Consider the following 20,618-nt stretch of genomic DNA (forward strand, 5'->3'; position numbering starts at 1 on the left):
GGAAAACCTCCCGGACCGGGCTCGGCCCAGTCCGTGGTGTCAGTAGGAGCGGGAGGAAAAGCTCAGGTGCCCTGGGCGATCACCACGGCGCTGCGCTCCGCCACGGTCGCGGCGTGCACGTCGCCCACCTTCACGGCGAAGGTGTGGTTCTCGAAGGATCCGTGGTTGAGCTCCACCGTGTCGGGCACGCGGGTGTAGGTGCGCGGCCCGGCCTGGAACCCCTCGAGGTAGCTGATCTCCAGTGGGCGGGCGTTGCGGTCCAGCGCCACCCAGTCACGGTCGCTGAGGTCCGCGTACCCAGCGGCCGGGTCGTTGTACCGGGGGTTCCCCTCCGGCCCGTCGTTGAAGATCTCCGCCATCAGCGGCTCGTTGTGCGGCGTGCCCGCGCGGTAGACCGGGTTGATGTTGGGCTCCAGCCCTCCCTGGGTGCTGCCCGCCAGCGCCTGGCTGTTCAGGCTGACGTAAGCCAGCGAGTCCCAGGCGGGGGGCAGGTACAGGTCGGTCATCGTGCGGGCCACGAAGCGCCCGTCTACGGTCTGGCTGGCGAGATAGCTCTTCACCGCCTGGATGTTCTGGATGGTCGGTCCCTGCTCGCCATTGAGCAGCGGCAGGCGCGGCGCCATGCGGGCGACCGCGTCGATGACGCTCCACGCGCGGGTGCGCGCCGCCGCCTCGCCCAGTTCCTCCATCGCCTCGGCGAACTCGCCGATCTCGTCGTTGGTGTACATCTCCCAGGTGTAGGCGATGGCCAGCTCGTAGTTCACCGCGCTGTAGAACTCGCCCTGGCCGATGAAGCCGGTGTACTGGACGTTCGTCGCCTCGGGGCGCCGGGCCAGGAAGCGGTGCAGCAGGTTGGTGGCCCCCCGCGCCTTGATGGGCTTGAAGTTGTTCACTGTGCGGGTGCGGGCCACCTTCAGCAGCTCGCTCTCGAAGGGGGCGTAGCCGGGACGGCGGGCCGCGTCGCGGGTGTAGGCCAGCGCCAGCAGGAAGTCACTGGTGGTCAGCGTCTCGGTCTGCCGATGCGCCCAGCGGATGCCGGTGAGGTCTTCGAGCACGCCGTCCTGCGCCGCCAGAGCCATGTCCCAGCCCTCGCGGTTGGAGATGCGCAGGTCCTGGCTGCGCTGGAGGTTCTCGTCGAGCAGGGCACCGTAGTAGCCCTTGTAAAACGCCTGGATGCCTGTTTCCAGGATGGTCATCATGGTGAGGCGGTCGACAACCTGCTCGGGGATGTAACCGCGCAGGGCGGCCTCGCGGTACCCCATGCGGAGTTTCTGTACGGTCATGCGGCTCCTTGCTGGTGCTCAGGGAAAAGAGGGCGAAGGGCCGGGGTCAGGCGTTGGCACGGACGGCGAGCAGACCGTTCACTTTCCAGCCGACGAACACGCCGGTGTTCACGTCGCTGTAGGTTCCGTCGGGCTGCTGGTAGACCTTGGCCCCCTGCGCGAGGGCGGCAGGCAGATCGACGCGCAGGGTGACGGCGATGCCGGGGAGGAAGACGCTGGCCTGCCCGGCGACCAGGCCCTGGGGGGTCACCCTGGCGGGGTTGTTCAAGTCGTCGGCGGTGACGCGGGCGGTGACGGCCACGCCCAGCAGGCCAGCGTTGCCGATGGCGACCGGGTGGCCTTCACGGGTATTCGCGGGCACCGCGAGCGGGAGGGTGATGCCGTCCATCGGGCTGCCGTGTGCACGGGTCTTCATGGGTGGGACCTCTCGGGGGAAAGAAGAAGGCCCCTGGCGAAGCGCTCAGGGGCCGGGGAAGCGGGGCGGGGCTCAGCGCAGGCCGAGGCTGCCGCGCACGTTGGCGACGGGGTTGTGGCCCTCCACCTGTCGGGCGGGGGCACTGTTGTTGCCGATGGGGAGGGAGACGCCTCCGGCCCGCTGCGCGGCGCTCTCGTGCTGGCGCCCGCGTGGGGGAGTGGCCGCCGCGCCCATCAGCACCCGGCGCTCCTCGATCATCTGGCCGACGAGCTGCCTGGCCTCGTCCTCGCTGCCCGCCGCGACGCTGACCTGGATGACCTGCTCGCGGAACCGGGCGTCGAGGTCGAGATCGCCCACCTTCGGCGCCCGGGGGAGTTGCGCGGCCTCCAGCGCCGTGATGGCGATATTGGTGCGTTTCTCGGTGAACGCCTGGCGCTCGCTGGCCTCCAGGCGGGCATTCAGGGCCAGTACGTTGCGCTCCAGCGTGCTCTCCGCGTGGGTGCTCGCAGGCGCGGGGCTGGGCGCGGGCTGGGGCGCCGGGGCGGGCGAGGGGGCCGGGTTCTGGGCGGGTTGAGGCGCGGGCGTGGGCCCCGGGCTGGGAGCCTGGGTCACATCCTCGGCGATGGCGACCATCGTCGCGGCGTACTCGGTCTGGTGCTGGGCCTTGATCTGCTCCAGCGTGAGGCCGGGGAAGCGGTCCAGCAGGGCCTTGAGTTTGGGGTTCATGCTGCCCTCCTTGGGGCGGTGGGTTTCCTTCTGCCGGGCGGTGCCGGAGAGGTCAGAGGGGTCGGACACCGCGTCGATGGTGAGCAGTCGGAAATCCGGCTGAATCACCGCGATGATCTGCTCAGGGTCAGGGAAGTCGGCGAGGCCGGGGATTTCCTTCGCGGGCAGGTACTGGGCGCTGCCGGTCCCGTTGCTGCTGATGCCGACGGCGACCTTGCGTTTGAGCAGTGCCCGCATGGTCTGCCCGGCGACGTGGTCGTCCACCAGCACGCCGGTCGCCCGCACGGTGTCCCCGTCGAGCCACAGCCGCTCGTAGAGCACCCAGATGTTCTCCAGGCGGCCCTTGAGCGGGTCCCAGCGGTCCCAGGCGTCCTCAGGATGCTCCAGCAAGCCCCACAGACGCCCCCCCGTGAGGTCATCCTGGGCCGCGTCGATGGCGGCCTGCCAGACCTCGCGGGGATAGAGCCGCAGGTTGCGGTTCACGCGCCCGGCGGTGGCAACCGTCACGTCCACCAGGGTCACGGTCTCGCCGCCTCGCTTCTCCTCGCGCAGGGTGGCGTTCCCCCGGTCGGGGGCGAGGCGCTCGCTGAGGGTGAGCACGCCGGTGGGGGCCGCGCTCTCGCGGAGGCGGCCGGAGACGAGGGCGGTGCAGGGCGAACGGTTGAGGTGTTCGGGCATACGGGCTCCTTTCAGCCCCGCAGCGGGGGCGGGGGCTGCAAGCGGGCGAGGGCAGCTTCGGCCTGCTGGGGCGTGATCTCACCGCGCTCCAGTTGCTGACGGAGGCGCTGGCGCTCCCGCTCACGTTCACGGGAAGTGAGGGTGGCGTGCTGAGGGGACGGGGTGGGGTTCAAGGGAAACCTCCGGGGAACAGCAGCAGCCAGCCCCAGAGCCCCACGCAAGCGGCCAGGGCGACGCCGATGAACGCCATCAGCCAGGGTGGCCCCTCGCCGGGGTTGTCCTCCTGGGGGGGGCGCGGCGGGGGCGGGGGTTTAGGGGGACGGGGGGCGACTCGGCCCATCGGGTTCACCTCCTGGGGTGGGGGGAGCGGCCTGGGCCTGCCCGAAGCTGCGCCCGGTCGCCGCCATCAACTCGGTCTCGGTCGGAACGTCCGCGCCCAGGCGACCGGCGGCCGACTGATCACTCAGCCAGCCCCGGTCGGCCATCGTGGTCACCACCCGCAGCAGCGTGTCCAGTGACTCGTCGTCGAGGCGCGGGAGGTTCCAGGGGAACTCCAGCAGGTCGGCCGTGACGGTCCGGTATCCGGTGCTGCGGCTCAGGCCGTCCCGGCTGACCTTGCTGTAGGGCACGCGGTACTTGCGGTCCGGCCCGTAGCGACGGATCAGCTCGGTGCGCAGGGTCCGGTCGAGGTAGGAGCGCAGGGTCGCCTGCCGCCGCAGGCCCAGCGTCACGGCGGGGGTGCCCATCTCGCTGGCGGTCGCGCGGTTGACGCTGCCGCCCTCCCCCAGCCAGTGCTCTGGCAGCCCGCCCAGGCAGAGGCCGACCAGCCGCAGGAACACCCGCATGTCCTCCTTGGCGTCCGAAGCGCCGCTGGCCGGACGGGGGAACTCCAGCTTCTCGGTGACCCCGTCGTAGCGGTTGCCCGCCTTGTCGGTGTACCCCGGCTTGGTGATCAGGGGCACCACGGCACCCTTGGCCGGGACGTGGCGGAACGCTCCCGCTTTCGCCCGCCAACGGGCCTCGCCGCCGTCGGGCTCCTCCGGGTTGAGCATCGCCGTGTAGACGCCCACGATGCGCTGCTGAATCTCGTGGATGTTCAGGCGGTGGTTCGCCATGGCGATGTACGCCATCGCCGAGTCCACCGCACCGCTGACCAGGGGGTAGCCGCGCGGGTCGTTCCACAGGGCGTCCGAGGCCGTCCAGACGAACTCCCCCCGGCGCCAGGTGCGCTCGCGCAGGCCCTGGCGCAGGTGCAGGGCGCTCACCATGTCGGCCGCCACTGTCCCCAGCGAGGTGTCCCCCTCCACCCGTACCCCGGCCTCCAGGTCGAGGAACGCGATGCGGGCGGGGGCGTCGGCCCCAGGATCGTCGGCGCCGGTCGGCCAGACCGTGGCCTGCTCGCCGTCGGTCAAGAACTCCGGCAGCCAGCGTTCGGAGATCAGGGTGCCGAGGTTGTTCGCCTGCCAGAACTCCTCCAGAGCGGTGCGGGCGGCGCGGTCGTACACGTCGCCGTAGGAGAAGGTGTCGCCGATCAGGAAGCTCATGGCGATCTGCATGGCCCCCCAGAACAGGGGGTTGAGGTAGTACATGCTGCGGCACTTGAGCCGCTCGGCGTCGCGGTTGATGCCGTAGCGGCCGGGGCGCAGGCTGGGGCGACCCAGGCCGTCGGCGTAGGTCCACCCGCCCCGCAGGCCGGGGTCAAGCGGGCTGCCCCCGAAGGCGTCGGCGATGCTGGGGTTGGCAGGCAGCGAGGCCCCCCGCAACTGGGCGGGGGGCGGGGCGTGCTCCTGCTGACTGCTCACGGGCTGGCCGTCAGGGCCAAGAATATAGGTCGTCGTACCCACCTCCTTCCTGTGCGGACCTGACGGTCAGGACCGCCGCTGCGTGCGCAGCCGGATCATGTCTGACCCTGCCCCCGAACAACCTCTCCGGCGCGAGGGCGAGCACCGCCCCGTCCCCGTCATCGGGGGACTGGCCCTTGGTGCGTCTCTTGAAGTCGTTCTTCTTCTCCAGCTTGCGGACATCCCGGTCCCCCTTGGTGACGTAGCCGTACTTGCGTTCGGTGAGATCCCGCTTGAGCAGCAGCGGCGGATGCTCGATGCGAATGGCGCTGAGCACCTCGTCGGCCATCGCGTACATCTCGGTCACGAGGTCCGCGTACTGGTCCGGGTCGGTGGAGCTGCTGCCGAAGGCGACCTCATGCACCACGAACCCGTCCGGGAACAGGGCGGCCACGTCCACCAGCTTGCGAATGCCGTCCACGATGCCGCCGCCGTACCCGGCGTCCACGCGGACGCTGGCGGCCGTTGCGCCCAACGCCGCGTACTTCCGCAGCGCCTTGGCCGCCGCCTGCACGTAGCGGTCGGTGCGGCTCATCTCGTCCAGCTCCTGCGCTCCTTGGATCGCTTCCTCGAACCGCAGAACGCGCTCGAACAGGCCGTAGAGCGTCCCCGCGTCGTCCCCGAAGCGGGAGCAGTCGACGCCGAGTTGCACGCGGCGCACCGGACGGCGCAGGGGCTGCTGGGTGGCCAGCGCCACCATGACGGCGGCGCCCACTTCCGCCACGCCCTCGCGCCGCACGTCGCGGGTCAGGCAGGCGTCGAAGCGGCCCGCGCTGATGAAGGTGTCTCCGCCGCCGCCGCTGGGCGGGATGCCCAAGGCGCCGTACAGGAAGCCCCGCTTGGGGGCGAAGATCGTCCCCGGTGGGTGGAAGCCGCCGCCCGCCCTCGGCACCGGCCAGGGCACCGCGAAGGTGTGGCGCGTCTCGTCCATCTCGGGCACCACCTCGCACCCGAAGGTGCGCTGGTCCTCGATCATTTCGTTAAGCGTGCTGCGGGTCGTCCCGCCGGGCACTTCCACGCTCCCGTTCACGACGTTGGGGAAGTCCAGCAGCGAGAGCCGATACACCATCGCCAGCGGGTGCATCTTCATTTCCTGAAAAGTGCTGCTGCTGGTCTTGGGGTTGGCGTACAGCAGCCAGATGCGCACCGTGTTGCCGGTGAACTGGCGCTTCACCGCGTCGTACATGAACTCCGCGATGCCCTCGGCTTCCTCGAAGACCCACAGGTGGAAGTCGTTGTGCTGCCCCTGCACGCGCTCCGTGCCGGTCCCGCCCGCGTCGTTGGTCACGAAGCCCATGGCGAAGTGGTCGGCCGAGGTCTCCGCCCGCATGTCCTTGGGCATCAGGCCGGGCATGACGTTGCGCCGCCGCGCTTTGGCGTTGGCGACGTGCATGCGGATGTTCTTCCAGAGCGTGTCGCGCACCTGATCGTTGGTGTTCGCCGTGCTCTGCACGACCGACGCGCCGAACACCCGGTAGAACCAGATGATCGCCGGTGCCCCCAGCCCGTAGGTCTTCCCCAGGCCGTGCGCGGCCTCGATCACGAACACGTAGGGGACGTTCTGCTCGCCCGCGAGCTGCCGCCGCACGCTGTCCTGAATGGCCTCCAGGATCTCGTACTGACCCGGCTTCCCGTTCATGCCCCGCCAAGGCTTCATGCCCAGGACCCGCTCGCAGAAGCCGATGAGGTCGGTCCCGTAGCGCTCCGTCCATTTGCTCTGCTCGTCGCGCACCGGCCCCTGGGCCTGGAGCTTGCCGCTCTCGCGCAGGCGTTTGCGGGCGATGGCCTGCATCACCGCGCCCCGGGTCATCCAACTGGGCGGACGGTTAGAACTCCGTGTCATCGTCCTCGTCAGGCGGAATCATGGCGGCCAGGCGCCACAGCTCCTCTTCGGGCAGCTTGTCGAGGTCGTCAGGCGACTTGATGCGGCCGAAGTTGATGTTCAGCTCCTCCATGCCCAGGGCCTTGCGCTCCAGCTCGGTGCCGATCTTGATGGTCCGGGCCATGTCGAGCACGTCCATCTTCTCGGGGTCCTGATGGGCCATCGCCCGCACACCCAGGGTGACCAGGGCCTTGCCGACCTTGGCCTGCCGCCTCCGCACCTCGGTCTTCATGTCGAGGTCGAGGGCACGCAGTCTGCCGTCAACTTCCCGACGCATCTGGAGGCGCAGGTCCATCCAGTCTTCCGCTGCTGATCGGCGTTCGAGCTGCCTCTCGCTGGGGTAGCCCGGTTTGGCGGCGAGGCTCGCCAGTGTGACGGTGTCCTCTCCGCGGATGTACTCGCGGCGGATAGCACTCCAGTTGTGCTTGACGCGCTTGTCCTCGGCGCTTCGCGCCCCGCCGCTGCCGCTGTTCTTCGGGGTCGTCTTGGTTTTGGCGGGGTCACGTTTGCTCATGGGGGTTCACCTCCTTGGGTAGGGTGTCGGTATGGAGTTGCAAGTCACGCGTCGGACGCGGCGGATAGCACGCACCCTGTCGGGACTTATGGCGGCGGCATTGGCGGTCGGGCAGGTGATCTACCTGCACCAATTGGACGGCGCCCCCCTTCCTCCCAGCGTTTTGCCTGAAGGGGCTCTGGACCTGCTGAGGTGGTTCGCTGTGGCCGCGTTCGGCCTGGCGTCGGTGTGCTTCAGCTATTACCGAACTCTGGACCGTGAGCCGCAACTTCAGCCCCAGGTTCGGGCAGCGGGGGCGCAACTGATGCTGAGTTCGATCCTGACGCTCCTGGGGCTTGTGACCATTGCTGTCATGCAGGTACTCAAGCCGCTGAGGGGGGCTGGGACGGAGAGCCCGCCCGAACTGCTGCCGCTCGTGCTGCTGCTGGCCGTCGTGTTCACCCCCATCTTTTTTGCCCTCCGCTATGCCGTCTTAGGCATTGAGGCTGTCGTTGCCGTGGCCATCACCACGGCGAGCGCAGACGATGCGGACTTTGCGATTGAGATGGGACAGCGCAGGCGCTGATTACTTCGGCGTCCACCCCTGGCTGAACTCGGCGTGGCCGATTGTGCCGCGTTCGGTCATCCCGCCCCGGTCGTAGAGGCGGGTGACTTCCTCGCGCTCCATGCCGCAGCGCTGCATCACCTGCTCGGGCGTCATGTCCTCCTCGTCGATCAGGCGGCGCACGATGTCTGCCATCGGCAGCACGCCATGCTCGCCCCTGGCCCGGTTATGGCGGATGGTGCTGAGCATCTGGTCGCCGGTCGCGGGCGGCAGCAGGCGCACCACCGGCACGTACCCGTCGGTCATCGCGTAGATGCGCGGGTCGGCGCTGCACGTCCAGCGGTGGAAGCCGTCCACCACCTCGCCGTCCGGGCGGGCCACGATGGGTTGCGTCCACCCGTCTTCGAGAATGCTGACCTTCAGCAGTTGCATCTCGGGCTTGGCGACGAAGTTCGGGTTGTATCCGTTCGCGTGGAGGTCGTCGCGGTGAACCCACTCGATCCGCGAGAGGGGCTGGGCGTCACGGCCGTGCTTCATGGCGTGTCTCCTTGGAGGGCGCGGGCCTCTGCCAGCTCAGCCTGATAGCGGGCGAGATCCGCGCGGTACTTCGCGAGGTCTTTCTGAAACTGCTCGGGCGTCTTGCGGCCGATGTTCGGCTGGCGGCGCTGTTTGAAGTTGCCCCGCATCGCCATCTTCACGAAAAAGGCCCACGAGTACCCGGTCAGCGGGTGGTCCACTGTGGGGGCCAGCAAGTCTGCCGTCTTGCGGTAGTGCATCCGCAGGTGTGCCCGAATGCCCTTGCTGACTTGCGCGGCTTCCTTCTCCGGAAAGTTGGCGGTCACCAGGTCCCGCAGCCACTCCTCGTAGGTCAGGCCCGGCGGCTTCTCCGGAATCTCCCCGAAGGCGTACAACTCGGTGCGGCTGTAGCGCTTGGCCGTCTGCGCGCCGGGCACGCGGCTGAGCATCCGGTCCCACAGGGCAGGCTCGCACTGGTGGTACTGATCGAGGCGCTGCATGGGTTCCTCGCCGAAGGGTGGCGCGAGGCGCTGCTTGCCGGGCGTGAAGCCGATCTGGTCGAGCAGGTCGTACACCCGGCAGTAATCCCAGCCCAGCCGCTTGGGAGCCAACCACACGTCCTCGGTGCGCCAGTCGTAGATCGGGTAGGCCTTCCAGACGTTCCCGGCGTGCTGCACGTCGTTGGCCCCGCCGTAGCCGCCGCGGTCCTTGACGATGTAGTTGTCGACCACGCGGCGGCTCACGGCGGCCCGGCGGATCAGGCTCTCGTCGGCGCGGATGCCCAGCAGCTGCACCACGTTGCCCAGGGTGGGCGGAAACAGCAGGCCGCTCACCTCGGGAATGCTCAGGCGGGTGGCCGGATCCGTGTAGTCGTACCCCGGGATCTCGGTGATCGCCTCGGGCGGCAGCTCTCGCACCCACAGAGGGCGGTCCTCGGGTGCCCAGGGGTACCAGACGGGTGACTCACTGGAACAGGCGTTGCGGTGCTTGACCGGCACGCAGATCCAGCGCAGCGCCACATCCGGGTCGGCGGCCACCCGGCGCACGTAGTCGATGTTCTCGGTGTAGATGCATTCCTCGTCGTAAAACACCACGTCGAGGGGCGTGCGCCCGAGTTCGCGTGCGGCCTCCAGCGCGAGGTTGAGGACGATGGTGCTGTCCTTGCCGCCACTGAAGCTCACTGACACATGGTCAAAGCGTTCGAAGATCGTGCGCATGCGCTCACGGGCCAGGGTCAGCACGTCCTTGTCGCTGGCTTCGGGCTTCAGGCGGCTGTTCTTCGGGTTGTACTTGAAGGGCTTCAGGCCAGGGTGGGGCGCGGACACGTCCCCCGCGATCTCCTCGCGCATCAGGGGGTCCATTGCGGGCCTCCCTGATGACGGCGCAGGTGGGCCGTGGTCGCCAGCGGGTACTGCTCGCCCGAGCCGCACACCGTCACCGTGGCGTCGGGCAGCGGCGAGCTGCCCGGGAAGGGCAGGCTGCACAGGTAGGTGCCCTCCTCGCGGGTCAGCGCGTGCAGGGGATGGCCGCGCCGAGCGGCGAGCACCCGGCCGTCGTCCGTGAGGACCAGCAGCGCCAACGGCACGCCGGGAGCCAGCGTGTCCAGCAGGGTGGCCACCCCCGCGCCCAGGTCGGTACGCGTGAGCAACAGCGCCAGGACCTCGCTGTCGCTCGCCGTTTCCGGGGCGAAGCCATGCCGCTGCGCGAGGGCAGCTGCGCCGGGCACCGTGCCGTTATGCGCGACGTGCAGGGAGCCCGCGCGGAGCGGTTGCGCACAAGCAAGGTCGTCATGCGCACCGGCAGTCGCCAGCCGCGCGTGACCGATCACGCTGTCCACCACGGGAGAGAGGGCCGCACTGTTGACGGGGCCGAGGCGGACGTGCCGCACTCCAGGGGTGGCCCAGCCGTGGGCGTGAGGGCCGCGGGTGCCTGCGGCGCGGGCGAGGCTGCGCAACCTGTCCGCCTCCGGCGGGCCGCTGCCGCGCCAGAAGCCGAAAAGACCGCACATTACGCCAGCCCCCGCGCCGCCAGGTAGTCGCGGGCCTGGGGCAGGATGGTCGCGGCCTCGCGGACAATCTGCGGGTCGATCTCCCACGTCTCGTCCCAGCCCTGCACCTGGCTCTTGGTATAGAGGCGCTGCGGCCAGCAGCCGGTGCCCACCTGCCAGCCGCGCGGATACCCGTAGATGGGTGGGAGCGAGTAGCCCTCGCGCTTGATCAGGGCGAGCACGGCCTCGTGCGACCAGTCGCGGATGGGGCTGTAGCGCGTGATGCCCTCGCGGTTGCGGTAGAGGCCTCCCTGACCGCAGAAATTGCCCTCCGCGTGGCGGCGGCCCAGCACCAGAACGTCGAGGCGATGTTCCTGGAAGTACCGCCGCTGCGCCGTGTGCTGCACCAGCCGGAACCAGCGGGCGTTGTCCTGCGCCCGCTGCGGGAACAGCATCTGCGGATTCTTTGCCAGCCACGCGAGATCCTGACCGGTGTTGATCACCTGCACGCCAGGCGGCATGTGGTTCGTGACCCAGGCAAGGAACTCCGGGTACTCCAGGTTGGTCATCCCGAAGACGCAGGCGTCAATGCCGAGCTGGGCGCACAGCCACTCGATCACCAGAGAGTCCTTGCCGCCGCTCCAGGCGAACGCCACGCGCTTCCCAGCGAACTGGACGCGCATCTCGGCCAGGGTCCGCTCGATCAGGGCGTCCAATTGCGTGGCGGGGCAGAGGTCTTCGACCCGCGCCCAGGTGTCGAGCCAGGCCTGCTGGCTGGACACCTGCTTGCGAGGAATAGCCGCGTCGGTCATACCCCGCGCTCCCGCATGTCGCAACTGCTCGCGTCGGGGCGGTCGTCGGTCAGGAAGATGGTCTGGGCCATCATCCGGAAGCCCGACATGCGCTCGCGGAACGTCTCGATACTCTCCTCGGGGTGTACGGAGTCGATCACCGCGTTGGGGCCGAGCGCGTTGAACTGGTGCGAGACGCCGCGCGGGATCTGCATGTCCACGAAGGAGCAGGGCGGCACCAGCAGGTTGTAGCGGGTGCGCTGCACGCCCTCCGGGAGGTCGGGCATGTCGTCCTCGAACTGGAAGGGCACGAAGGGCGTCACGCCCGGCACGTTCGTCACGATGAACGGCGAGAGGCTGCCCACACGGATCACCGTGTCCGGACCGGTCATCATCCGCACGAAGCGCAGGCCGGTGTGCAGGTGCATCCGCGAGCAGATGCCGCGCTCTTCCACGTTGTAGAAGTCCATCAGGTAGCGGCTGGCGAAGTACCCGTCGAAAGGCTTTTCCAGCATGTACACGTCGCCTTCCTCGAACTCCTGGGCGCGGGTGATGCCGTCCTCGTCGGGGGTGCGGGCCGCGCGGCTGCCGTGGGCGGCCCGCACGATGCGGGCAAAGGCCCACACCATCTGCCCGGCCAGCTCGTCGCTGAGCTGCATGACGGGCGTGACGACGTTCTGCGCGGGGTCCACGAAGGTAGCCACATCGTGGATTTCGTTCTCGTCGTCGGGGTGATGCTTCATCGGCTCGGGATTCACGCGGCCACCTCGCTGAGGTAGGCGCGGATGATCGCCATGAAGGCCTCGGGCGCGGTTGCCACGCCGAACTGCTCGCGGGCACGCTTCACGGCCCGCTGGGCGAGGTCGCGGTCCGGCGCGGGCACCACGTACACGACTTGCACATACTCGGGGTTTCCTGGTCCTACCGGGGCCACCGGGGCGGGAGACTCAGTGGGGGCCGCGTCACCTCCCGCCGCCGGGGTGGGGGTGGCCTGCGCCTGCGGCGCCGCTGCTGCCGCGCCGATCAGGTCGTTCAGGAACTCGCTGGGGGCCTCGGGGAGCGCGGGGGCGCTGGCCGCCTGGGCGTCCGTCTCTTTCACGAACGCTTCGAGGTCGAATCCGGCCACGGCGCGGAGATCATCGTCGAGGCCGCCCAGCATCCCGGCGAGCAGCTCGTCGTTCCAGCCGCCGAGTTCGCCCGTTCGGTTGTGAGCCACGAGGTAGGCGGCGGCCTCGTCCTCGCTGCCGAAGGAGCCACCGCGCGTGACGGGGACCAGCCACATGCCGTCCTCGCGGACCTGCACGAACTGCGGCGCGGGCTGACCGGCGGCGTGGGCACGCTCCAGCACGGAGAGGCGGCCGTGCCCGGCGATCAGGCGGCCCGTGGCCTCGTCGATGGCGAGGGGGTCACGGAAGCCGAAGCGGGCGATGCTGGCGGCAATGGCGCCGTCGGCGTGCTCCTTCGGGTTGCCCGGCCAGCGGGCGAGCTGGTCGAGGGGCAGGTACTCGATGCGCAGGGCAACATCGGCAGGGGCGGCGGGGGTCTTACGTGGGGCCATACAAGCTCCAGCCCGACTGTCTACCGTGGTGGACACGGCAGGCTCCCATCGGGGCGACGCACAAGGATTTGCCCATGGGGCAGCGGCGTCTTGAGGTGGTCGTGGGGCAGGGGATTCCTGCGGCCCGGTGGTGCGCCCTCCCGGAGATGCACCGGGTGAGCCGGTCCGCTGTGCCCTGGAGGGCGTGGGCGGCGCGGCGGCCTGCCTGCTCGGCGGGGCGCGGAGGGTGCCCGTCTCTCCGGGCGGTCACGCCTGGCTCCCGGCGTTCGGCCTGCGAGGGTGGCCGCAGGGGGCCGCACCCGGTTCACGGATGCAGGACGCGACGCCCAGAGGCTTAGCCCTGCGCGGTTCGGTGGGGTATGGGCGACCAGGGCCGCATGTCGATGGAGGCCGGGGGATCGGCAGACGGGGAACGGGAGAGGCTCAGCACTTCATGGCGGGACCTCCAGGGGCGGGGTGAGCTGCACCGGGGCAAGACCAACGCGAAGCGCCCCCACTTCAGAGGCAGGGGCGCGTGGCATTCGGGTAGACGTGGTGCAGCTTGAGCGAAATTAGGCTGTTTCTGGGGAAACTCTGTCAAGCCCTCCCGGCAGGGTGGGCGGGTGGTACCCCGGCTGCGGATGATTGGGCGGAATCTCCCCCGCTGGGATGTCCTTGAGGGGGTGTTCGACCAGCAGCGCCCGCCGCACGCATTCCAGCGCCCGGAGGAGGCCAGGGAAGCGGCCCACGCTCTCGCGCAGTTCGAGGTGATCGTCGTGGTCACGGTAGATCAGGTGCTCATCGTCGTCCTGCCGCCGCCCCGGCTTGCGGCCCCCGGCACGGTCGCTCAAGTCCTCAATCCAGCGGCACAGGTCGGCCCAGCCCCCCGGCCCCACCCGCGTGCCGGTCAACGCTTCGAGTTCGGCGGCGTTCGCCACCACGAGGCTGTGGCCGTCCTCGCCGTAGACGATGGTGAGCCGGGCGTAGTACTGGGTCATGCCTCCGTCCTCGTCCACCACGCGAACGCTCAGCACGTCGCCGTGGAAGTAGCGACCCGTAAAGTGCTTGACCCGCGCCCGCTCCAGCTCGCGGCCTACGGTGACGTATTGAAGACGCTGCTCCTGCACCTGGAGGGCCAGCGTGAGCGCATGGTCGTCGCGCCCCGCGATCAGCATCTGGCAGGCCTCCAGGGCCAGGGCATACGAGCGGGTCAGCGCGTCCGCCAGTTCCCCGTGCAGCCGGTGCCCCTTTCCGCTCCCACCCGACTTCACGGCCATCGGCCCCAGCTCGCTCTCCCCTACCCCGATGATCTGGCGCAGCACCCCGTGAATCTTGGCCTGCTCGCGCTCCCCCTCGGAGAGGTCGCGTACCTCCTTGTCGGACAGGAAGTAGCGGCGGTGGATGCAGCGGGCGATGTTGTTGATCATCGCCCGTTGTTCCTGGGTCAGGCGGCCCACCTCGGCCTCCTGGGTGGGCACAGGGAGGTGGGGCGTCGCCACCGGCCCGCGTCCACCCCGCCCAGCCTGCTGCGCCGCCGCTGCCACCGCTTCCGCACCTGCCGCTTCGAGGAGCACGCGGGTGATATCCGCTTTCCGGGTGACATCGCTACCCCGGGGAGCGACGGTGCCCGCGAGCTGCCGCACCCGCTCCTCGGCATCCCAGCGCAGGGGCTCGGCCCCGGGTTGCCCATCCTGCTGGGCGGCGCTCGCCAGCATTTTGACGATCCGCTTCCACACGGGCCGGGAACGCGCGTCGGTCAGGTACGGCGGCGTCTCCGGCTGAGCCGGGGTGCGGCCGACATGGCGAGCGGGAACCGTTTGTTCCGCGCCGTCGGGGAAGCGCAGGCGGACGCTGGGCGCCCGCACGCCGCTCCGGGGACCGCGCACGACGACTGCCCGGCTGCCCGCTCGGGGGTGGGAGCGGGTGGGTCGGTAGTACACCAGCTCGCCGGGCTTCAGGCTCAGCAGGCTGTGCGGCAGGGCTTTCCCTGGCTTGCGGGCGGCGCGGTGCTCGGCCAGTCGCTGCTCCTCGTCGAGGCGGGCTTTCCAGCTCATCGCTGCTCCTTTCTCTGCTCCAGCAGGGCGACCAGGCGGTCACGCTGGCGGTTGCGGGTGGCGATCTCCCCCAGCGAGGGGCCGCGCCGGGGGACATAGGCCGGACCGTAGCGCTGGCGGTAGGACTCCAGGGCGAGCTCGCCGTAGCCGGTCAGCACGTACCCCGGACCGTCCGGCCCCCAGGTCACCCACTGGACGCGGCCGTCCTCCGCGAGGCGGCGCAGCAGGGCGCGGTGGTGATCGGTCAGAGGAGCGTGCTCGTCCTGGGTCCACAGGCCCGCGTCTTTCACAGCGAGCGCGGGGGGCTTCGGGATGCCGCTGAACACGGCGAGGAGACGGTAGAGGTGGGGCAGGCCAGATGGAACGGAACGGGTCTCCTGGGGGCGCTCAGCGGTGTGGGTCATGCGGTCCTTTCTTCGGCTTCGGCGGCGAGGAGGTCGTCGAGGGTCCAGGCCACGACCACCCGGAACCCGGCGGCGCGCAGGCGGGCGTGGTAGGCGAGTTGGGTGTCGGTGGGCTTGTTACCGGGCTGCTTGAGTTCGGCGAACCAGAGGCGGCGTGCCCCGTCCTGGCGGTAGACCAGCAGGTCGGGGAAGCCCGGCGTGAGCCATGCCCGGCCGCCGCCGTCGCTGCCGAGGTAGCTCTCGTGCACGTCCCAGCCGCGCAGGATGAGTTCCTCCACCGCCGCCGCCTGAAACGCGGCCTCACTGACGTACCCGTTGCTGGCGGACCGTGGAAGCCCCGCGCCCGGCACTCTGACCGGGGCGGGGGCCTGCTCCCCTGGGAACAGGTGGGCGTGACGGCGGCGGTACTCGCGCAGCCAGGCGTCGTCGTAGGGGGTCAGAGCAGCACCTCAAGGTAGTTGGACGGGGTCAGCACCGCGTGGGGCGTGGACTGCCACCACCGCCACCAGGGACGCAGGGTGACAGTGCCGACGCGGACGTGGTGGTAGGTCTTCAAGAGATGGTGCACCTCCATCTCCTCGGCCTGCCGGATGCCCATGCCCCGGTACATCCCGCGCAGCACCCGCCCGGTCTCCGGGCAGAAGGGGATGAAGACGCGCGAGACGTAGGCGATCTGGGCAGCGTCCTCGTGGGCTTCCGGCATAAGGTTCTCCAGCGGGACGACGGCCCCCGTGCTGCTGATAGCGGCCAGCGCACGGGAGCGGGTCGAGGGGTCCAGGGGGCAAGACACGTGGTGGGCGGTGGGGTGTCCACAGAGACGGCAGGTCAAATTTGGTCCTCGCTTCCTTCGGCCTCGTGCTGCTGGCGCCACGCTCGCGGTGCATCCCAGACCGACTTCATGACGGGACCGGGGCGCATCTCTCCTGTCGCCGGGTCCAGCACCTCCAGCCAGTAGCCCTCCGGCCCGAACATCAGCCCACCGCGCAGGCCCATGCCCTGGAATCCGGCCACGTAGTCCATCGGCTTCACGTCGTCGGTGCCCTGAAAGTCTTTGCGGTCCTGGGCGCCACGCTGCACGGCTTTGGCGACGGCCTCCACGCGGCGCTCAGGCGGGATCTCGCTCAGGGGCACCGGCTCCTGGGTATCGGGGTGCTCGACCTCCATGCCTTGTGCGAGGCCGCGCACGGTGTCGGCCACCCCCTGCACGTCGGCGCTGCTGGGTTGGGCCTTGCCGGTCACGGCGCGGGTCACGTCGATGACCAGGGCATAGTCGTCGGGCGCCACCACCCCCAGGGCACGGGCCACCCGCTCGTTGCTGATCTCGATGCCGCGCGAGGCGGCCTCCTCCGCTACCTCTGCGAAGTCGATCAACTGATAGAGGCGGGCACGGGAGAGCCCGAACGTCTCCAGCCCGTAAGCCTCGAAGGTGGGGTGGCTGCTGCGGTAGAGCTTCTCTGCCTGGAGCGTCCGCAGCGCCCGGCCCGCCATCGCGCCCGCGCGGACGCCGACGGCGACCTGTTCTTCCAGCTCGGCGCGGCGGGCGCGTTCCTCGGGGGTGAGGAGTTGCTGGATTTCGATCTCGGCAGCGGTCACGCGGCACCACCGTCCTGCTCTTCCAGCGTGAAGAGGACCGACCGCACCAAAGCCTCCGCCGGGTGCTGGCCCCCCTCTCCGATGTCGGGGACGAAGGGCCGGTAGTGCGCCACCGCACACCACTGCACGCTGTTCAGCCACAGGTGCGGCTGCCAGCCCTGCTGCACGCACCAGGCCACCAAAGCCGCCTGGAAGATGGCGAGGCCACCCCAGCTCCAGCGAACCTCACCGTCCGTGACTTGCGCCACCACATCTCGCCGGTCGTCGAGCGTGACCGCAATCCAATGCGCCTTGACCTCCAGCAACTCGGGGCAACGGTCGGCCAAGCGGCGTATCGCGTCCGGGAAAGGCAACGGTGTGACTGGCAGGGATTCAGCCCTCACGCCTGCACCCCCTCAAGGTCTCGGCGGCGCGTCCAGCCGAAGCGCTCCAACTCGTCGACCAGCCGGTCACTGCGGCGCAGGCTCTCGCGGAACACGGAGGTGCGGGCCTGGAGGTCGAACTCGCTGGGCTGCCAGGAGGTCGTCGAGAAGGTCATGGAGTGGCCGAGATCGAATGTCTTCACCATGTGCAGTTCGGCGCTGTCAGGCTCTGTCTCGCTCGCGGGGATGGTGGCCGTGTAGACCCGCCGCTCAATGCTGGGCTTGCCGGGCTTGCCCTTGCTGCGGACTTCAAGGTGCAGGGTGGCGTTCCAGGGGGTAGGGGCGTTCACGGGAACTGTGCTTGCCTCAGGCATTGGCCACCTCCTCGTTCAGCCAGGGCAGATCTGCGGGCGTGAGCAGTGCCGTCGCCTGAATCAGCCGCAGGGTGGCCAGCGCGTCGTCGAGCGCCGCGTGGGCCCGGAGGTCATCGGTCTGCACGCCCCGCTGGATGCAGGCGTCGCGCAGCTTGGCCCAGCGCCAGGAGCGGTGATGGTCATTCCACAATCCCGCAAGAGGTGCGTAGGCTTCCATCACGCATTCCGCTGAGCGACAGAAGGTCTGAAAGGGTTTGTACTCGTCGCTGTGCCCCCGGCCGCTGGGGTGGGCGTACCACTGCGGCATCGCGGCGTCGAGCGTGTCGCTCAGGCGAGGCACGTCGAAAGCCTTGTTGTAGATCACGATGCGGTGGGCGCTCAGGATGTCGCGGAGGCGCGGCCAGAACGCGGCGATAGATGGGCAGTCCTGCACGTCGGGGTCGGTGATGCCGTGGACCGCCTGCGCGCCGGGTTCAATCGGGCAGCTCGGGCGGATGCGCTCATTGAAGAGTGTCCGGCCCCAGGCGTCTACAATGCCCAGCTCGATCACCTCCCCGTGAAAGCCGGTGGTCTCGGTGTCGAGAACGGCGAGGCGGGGGTCGGTAGCCCAGTCGAGAAACAGGTCGAGGTGGGGACTGTTCGTCATGGTCAGGCGCTCCGGAGGTGGGAGAGGGCTTCGAGTTGCGTGTTCACGTCGGCCAGCACGTCACCAGTCAGTGTCCAGAAGCCCAGGCTCCCGGACACCGCGACCGGATTGGGCAGCACGCGCACGTTGTCCAGCACCAGGGCGAGGCTGCCGAAGTACCAGCGCTCCAGCCCGGGCGGGCAGGGGTCGCCGGGCAGCAGCAGGCCGGTCACGGTGACCACGCTGGTGACGGCCTTGGCGGGCACGTCTTGGCGGCGGTAGAGCACGCCAGTCAGCCGCTCGATGTACTCGGCCCCCTCGCGGTCGTAGGTGCCGCTGCTGTGAATGGCGAGGTCCTGGCCGACCATGCGCCGGGCCTGCGCGATCAGGTGCGGGTGCCGGGCCCAGCGTGGGCGGTTCTCGGTGCGCTTGCCGTGGCGCTCAATGGCGGTCGGCCAGGGGATGGAGAGGGAGAGGGCCTTCACGACCGCCCCCCGTGATGTGCTCGCAGGTCCGCCGGGCTGTCCAGTACAGGCACGTCTCGCTGGAGAGCTCTTGGGTCCCATAAGCCCAGGTGGATGGCGAGACGCACAGGCAGGATGTGGCGGTGGACGGCTTCCCCATACAGAAGGCTGCCCGCGCAGTACCGGGCGCGGCGGTCGGTGGTCTTGTAACCCGTGCAGGTGGTCGTCTTGTGGCAAAAGAAGGGCGTGCCCTGCTCCTGTTCACGAACGATCTCGTCGACCTTCCCGGGGCGCAGGTAGCCGGGCGCGTCGCGGCGGAAAGGGCAGTCCTGACAAGGCCGCTTCAGGCTGAACAGGGCGGCCACGTCTTCGTTGCTACGGAGGGGCAGATGCTCAGGCGTCATGCGCTCAGCCCCTCGCCGTCGCGGTCCTCGTCCTTGGGCGGGAACAGCGGCGTGGACGGCTCGACGATCTCCACCGTTAGTTCCACCTCGTAGGTGTCGGGGCTCGCGGGGTCGAAGTACCGCTCGAAGTGGGCGTGCTCGTTGAAGTGAACCTCGACGACCGCCACCACCTTGTAGTCCTTGGTCTTGCTGCCCTTGCTGGTGAGGTTCCAGGTGCGCCGGTCGCCACCCCCGAAGATGCGCAGGGTGAAGGTGGCCGCCTCACGGGTGTCCTTCTTGCGCGTGATGCGGTGCGCCCGCTGGAGGTACTTCAGGTCCGCACCACTGGGGAGTTCGAGGTGCAGGGTGGTGAACGGCACGCCGTCCTTGTCCCACTCGTGCTTGATCGCGTCCACGCTGACTTTCAGGGTCTGTTTCATGGGTTCCTCGCAGCGGCCAGGACCGCCTCGGCCAATGCCTGGAGAGCGGTGGGGGCGGTTTCGACGCCCAGGTACCGGGCTTCTTCGGCCTCGCCTTCGAGCACCCACACGCGCCCGATGTAGCCGGTGCCTTCTTTGCCGCGCAGAACGCGCTGCGTCCAGCCCCAACCGCGTGCGTCGCACTCCGCTTGGAGGGCGGCCTGAACGATGCCGCCGTGCAGCTCGGTGTCGAGGAAAGCGTCGACGCAGGGGCCGCCCGTCCGGTGGTGTCCGTCGGCGCTAATGCGCAGGACGTTGTGCTTCGCAAACCAGATGAACCGGTGGGGGAAGGCCTGCGCGAGCGCCGCCGACGTCTCGGGCCGAATCATGCGCCCCCTCCGAAATCGAACAGGCTGGGCATGATCCACTGCCCCGGCGGAATGGCGACGGGCGGGACGACGGGCGCGGCCACCTCAGGGGCAGGTGCGGGGGGCTCGGCGGGCACGGCCTTCCACTCGCCCGGACGCACGAGGCCTGCACCACGGCGGTTCTCCACAGCAGCGGCGCGGCTCCCGTCCGGCCAGGTGAGGTAGTGCGTGACGGTGGCCCGCCCCAGCACAGGCGAGAGCACCTCCTGGCCGATCTCCGGCAACGGCCGCTCGGGGGCCAAACTCGGGCCAGCCGCCGCCGCTCCCTGGGGTTCAGGGGCCTGGGGCTCGCCGAGGATGGGGGCAGAGCGCAGGGCCGCGAGCTGCTCGGGCAAGAACCGGGTGACCGTCATGCCCTGGGCTTCCATGCAGCGGCGGAACTCCTCTCCAAACCCCTCGGGCCAGTCGCAGGTCGAGGCGTGCAGGAAGCCGCGAGCGTTGTGGGCCTGGAGGTAGTCCATCAGGCCACCTCCCTGGCCTGTTCGCGCTGCTCGCGCTGGCGCTCATAGGCGTTGGCCCGCTCCCAGCCCCGGTGCCAGTGGCGGGCACCGTCCTCGGGCTCCTGGGGGCCGCTGCGCTGGCTCTGGAGGTTCATGCGGGCGTTCCAGCCCTCCCGCCAGCGGCGGGCGTGGAAGAGGGTGCAGCCGAAACCGATGACCTCGCCGCTCGGCAGGATCAGGCCGTAGCGGTCGGGGTTGCCGGGACGGGGGTAGGGCTCGATGGACAGGGCAGCGTGCGCCGAGGTCTGTACAGGTATCGTCATGGTCAGTCCCTCCGGAAAGGGGCCGCGCGAGGCAG

Annotated in this window: 28 protein-coding genes; 1 reads left to right on the plus strand and 27 read right to left on the minus strand. The window is 69.6% G+C overall.

Features of this window, described 5'->3' with window-relative positions; genetic code table 11:
* Positions 1 to 62: 62 nt before the first annotated feature.
* From C3K08_RS08265 to C3K08_RS08290, 7 genes are all read right to left on the minus strand, one after another.
* Positions 63 to 1,283: a hypothetical protein gene (locus C3K08_RS08265; protein ID WP_158679886.1), complete on the minus strand. Its 1,221-nt coding sequence runs from the start codon at positions 1,281 to 1,283 to the stop codon at positions 63 to 65.
* Positions 1,284 to 1,329: 46 nt separating this feature from the next.
* A complete protein-coding gene (locus C3K08_RS08270) occupies positions 1,330 to 1,698 on the minus strand; it encodes a hypothetical protein (protein WP_158679887.1) in 369 nt (122 codons plus the stop codon).
* Between the two features lie 72 nt (positions 1,699 to 1,770).
* Positions 1,771 to 3,102: a hypothetical protein gene (locus C3K08_RS08275; RefSeq protein WP_104990871.1), complete on the minus strand. Its 1,332-nt coding sequence runs from the start codon at positions 3,100 to 3,102 to the stop codon at positions 1,771 to 1,773.
* A gap of 11 nt (positions 3,103 to 3,113) precedes the next feature.
* On the minus strand, positions 3,114 to 3,275 hold the full coding sequence (locus C3K08_RS17910) for a hypothetical protein (protein WP_158679888.1): 162 nt from the start codon (positions 3,273 to 3,275) through the stop codon (positions 3,114 to 3,116).
* Between the two features lie 138 nt (positions 3,276 to 3,413).
* Positions 3,414 to 4,904 (minus strand): hypothetical protein, encoded by a 1,491-nt coding sequence (locus C3K08_RS08280; RefSeq protein WP_104990872.1) that lies wholly within the window; start codon positions 4,902 to 4,904, stop codon positions 3,414 to 3,416.
* A gap of 10 nt (positions 4,905 to 4,914) precedes the next feature.
* Positions 4,915 to 6,753 carry a hypothetical protein gene (locus C3K08_RS08285; RefSeq protein ID WP_104990873.1) on the minus strand — a complete coding sequence of 613 codons (1,839 nt, stop codon included), beginning with the start codon at positions 6,751 to 6,753 and terminating at the stop codon, positions 4,915 to 4,917.
* Between the two features lie 16 nt (positions 6,754 to 6,769).
* Complete coding sequence (locus C3K08_RS08290) at positions 6,770 to 7,339, minus strand: hypothetical protein (RefSeq protein ID WP_104990874.1); 570 nt, start codon at positions 7,337 to 7,339, stop codon at positions 6,770 to 6,772.
* Between the two features lie 88 nt (positions 7,340 to 7,427).
* Here C3K08_RS08290 and C3K08_RS08295 point away from each other — a divergent pair, with 88 nt between their 5' ends.
* On the plus strand, positions 7,428 to 7,904 hold the full coding sequence (locus tag C3K08_RS08295; protein WP_104990875.1) for a hypothetical protein: 477 nt from the start codon (positions 7,428 to 7,430) through the stop codon (positions 7,902 to 7,904).
* On the opposite strand, the gene C3K08_RS08300 is transcribed toward C3K08_RS08295, so the two are convergent.
* The 20 genes from C3K08_RS08300 to C3K08_RS08395 all read right to left on the minus strand — a co-directional run bounded on the left by C3K08_RS08300 (position 7,905) and on the right by C3K08_RS08395 (position 20,583).
* Positions 7,905 to 8,420, minus strand: coding sequence for a ParB/RepB/Spo0J family partition protein (locus C3K08_RS08300; protein WP_104990876.1), 516 nt, complete (start codon positions 8,418 to 8,420; stop codon positions 7,905 to 7,907).
* Entirely contained in the window at positions 8,417 to 9,760 is a 1,344-nt protein-coding gene (locus C3K08_RS08305; RefSeq protein ID WP_104990877.1) for a phosphoadenosine phosphosulfate reductase family protein, read from the minus strand. Before C3K08_RS08305 ends, C3K08_RS08300 begins: the two co-directional genes overlap by 4 nt.
* A complete protein-coding gene (locus C3K08_RS08310; protein ID WP_104990878.1) occupies positions 9,748 to 10,407 on the minus strand; it encodes a hypothetical protein in 660 nt (219 codons plus the stop codon). Before C3K08_RS08310 ends, C3K08_RS08305 begins: the two co-directional genes overlap by 13 nt.
* Entirely contained in the window at positions 10,407 to 11,198 is a 792-nt protein-coding gene (locus tag C3K08_RS08315) for a phosphoadenosine phosphosulfate reductase family protein (RefSeq protein ID WP_104990879.1), read from the minus strand. The genes C3K08_RS08310 and C3K08_RS08315 overlap by 1 nt, the downstream gene beginning before the upstream one ends.
* The gene (locus C3K08_RS08320; protein ID WP_234009017.1) at positions 11,195 to 11,935 is read right to left on the minus strand and encodes a hypothetical protein; all 741 of its coding nucleotides are present in this window, start codon (positions 11,933 to 11,935) and stop codon (positions 11,195 to 11,197) included. Before C3K08_RS08320 ends, C3K08_RS08315 begins: the two co-directional genes overlap by 4 nt.
* Entirely contained in the window at positions 11,932 to 12,735 is an 804-nt protein-coding gene (locus tag C3K08_RS08325) for a hypothetical protein (protein ID WP_104990880.1), read from the minus strand. The genes C3K08_RS08320 and C3K08_RS08325 overlap by 4 nt, the downstream gene beginning before the upstream one ends.
* A 551-nt stretch (positions 12,736 to 13,286) precedes the next feature.
* Positions 13,287 to 14,768, minus strand: coding sequence for a hypothetical protein (locus C3K08_RS08330; RefSeq protein WP_104990881.1), 1,482 nt, complete (start codon positions 14,766 to 14,768; stop codon positions 13,287 to 13,289).
* A complete protein-coding gene (locus C3K08_RS08335; RefSeq protein WP_104990882.1) occupies positions 14,765 to 15,172 on the minus strand; it encodes a hypothetical protein in 408 nt (135 codons plus the stop codon). The genes C3K08_RS08330 and C3K08_RS08335 overlap by 4 nt, the downstream gene beginning before the upstream one ends.
* Complete coding sequence (locus C3K08_RS18460) at positions 15,169 to 15,450, minus strand: VRR-NUC domain-containing protein (protein ID WP_234009018.1); 282 nt, start codon at positions 15,448 to 15,450, stop codon at positions 15,169 to 15,171. The genes C3K08_RS08335 and C3K08_RS18460 overlap by 4 nt, the downstream gene beginning before the upstream one ends.
* Before the next feature lie 158 nt (positions 15,451 to 15,608).
* Positions 15,609 to 15,875, minus strand: a complete 267-nt coding sequence (locus C3K08_RS08345) for a hypothetical protein (protein ID WP_104990884.1) — start codon at positions 15,873 to 15,875, stop codon at positions 15,609 to 15,611.
* 122 nt (positions 15,876 to 15,997) lie between these two features.
* Entirely contained in the window at positions 15,998 to 16,765 is a 768-nt protein-coding gene (locus tag C3K08_RS08350) for a hypothetical protein (RefSeq protein ID WP_104990885.1), read from the minus strand.
* Positions 16,762 to 17,148: a hypothetical protein gene (locus C3K08_RS08355; RefSeq protein ID WP_158679889.1), complete on the minus strand. Its 387-nt coding sequence runs from the start codon at positions 17,146 to 17,148 to the stop codon at positions 16,762 to 16,764. The genes C3K08_RS08350 and C3K08_RS08355 overlap by 4 nt, the downstream gene beginning before the upstream one ends.
* The gene (locus tag C3K08_RS08360; protein ID WP_158679890.1) at positions 17,145 to 17,477 is read right to left on the minus strand and encodes a hypothetical protein; all 333 of its coding nucleotides are present in this window, start codon (positions 17,475 to 17,477) and stop codon (positions 17,145 to 17,147) included. The genes C3K08_RS08355 and C3K08_RS08360 overlap by 4 nt, the downstream gene beginning before the upstream one ends.
* Before the next feature lie 16 nt (positions 17,478 to 17,493).
* Complete coding sequence (locus C3K08_RS08365; RefSeq protein ID WP_104990888.1) at positions 17,494 to 18,147, minus strand: 3'-5' exonuclease; 654 nt, start codon at positions 18,145 to 18,147, stop codon at positions 17,494 to 17,496.
* Positions 18,148 to 18,149: 2 nt separating this feature from the next.
* The gene (locus tag C3K08_RS08370) at positions 18,150 to 18,611 is read right to left on the minus strand and encodes a hypothetical protein (protein WP_104990889.1); all 462 of its coding nucleotides are present in this window, start codon (positions 18,609 to 18,611) and stop codon (positions 18,150 to 18,152) included.
* Positions 18,608 to 18,994, minus strand: coding sequence for a DUF6283 family protein (locus tag C3K08_RS08375; protein ID WP_158679891.1), 387 nt, complete (start codon positions 18,992 to 18,994; stop codon positions 18,608 to 18,610). Before C3K08_RS08375 ends, C3K08_RS08370 begins: the two co-directional genes overlap by 4 nt.
* Positions 18,991 to 19,413, minus strand: coding sequence for a hypothetical protein (locus C3K08_RS08380; RefSeq protein WP_104990891.1), 423 nt, complete (start codon positions 19,411 to 19,413; stop codon positions 18,991 to 18,993). Before C3K08_RS08380 ends, C3K08_RS08375 begins: the two co-directional genes overlap by 4 nt.
* The gene (locus tag C3K08_RS08385; RefSeq protein ID WP_104990892.1) at positions 19,410 to 19,781 is read right to left on the minus strand and encodes a hypothetical protein; all 372 of its coding nucleotides are present in this window, start codon (positions 19,779 to 19,781) and stop codon (positions 19,410 to 19,412) included. Before C3K08_RS08385 ends, C3K08_RS08380 begins: the two co-directional genes overlap by 4 nt.
* Positions 19,778 to 20,281, minus strand: a complete 504-nt coding sequence (locus C3K08_RS08390; protein ID WP_104990893.1) for a hypothetical protein — start codon at positions 20,279 to 20,281, stop codon at positions 19,778 to 19,780. The genes C3K08_RS08385 and C3K08_RS08390 overlap by 4 nt, the downstream gene beginning before the upstream one ends.
* Positions 20,281 to 20,583 carry a hypothetical protein gene (locus C3K08_RS08395; RefSeq protein ID WP_104990894.1) on the minus strand — a complete coding sequence of 101 codons (303 nt, stop codon included), beginning with the start codon at positions 20,581 to 20,583 and terminating at the stop codon, positions 20,281 to 20,283. Before C3K08_RS08395 ends, C3K08_RS08390 begins: the two co-directional genes overlap by 1 nt.
* Positions 20,584 to 20,618 lie beyond the last annotated feature (35 nt).

This window comes from Deinococcus sp. NW-56, from assembly GCF_002953415.1.
Classification (GTDB): domain Bacteria; phylum Deinococcota; class Deinococci; order Deinococcales; family Deinococcaceae; genus Deinococcus.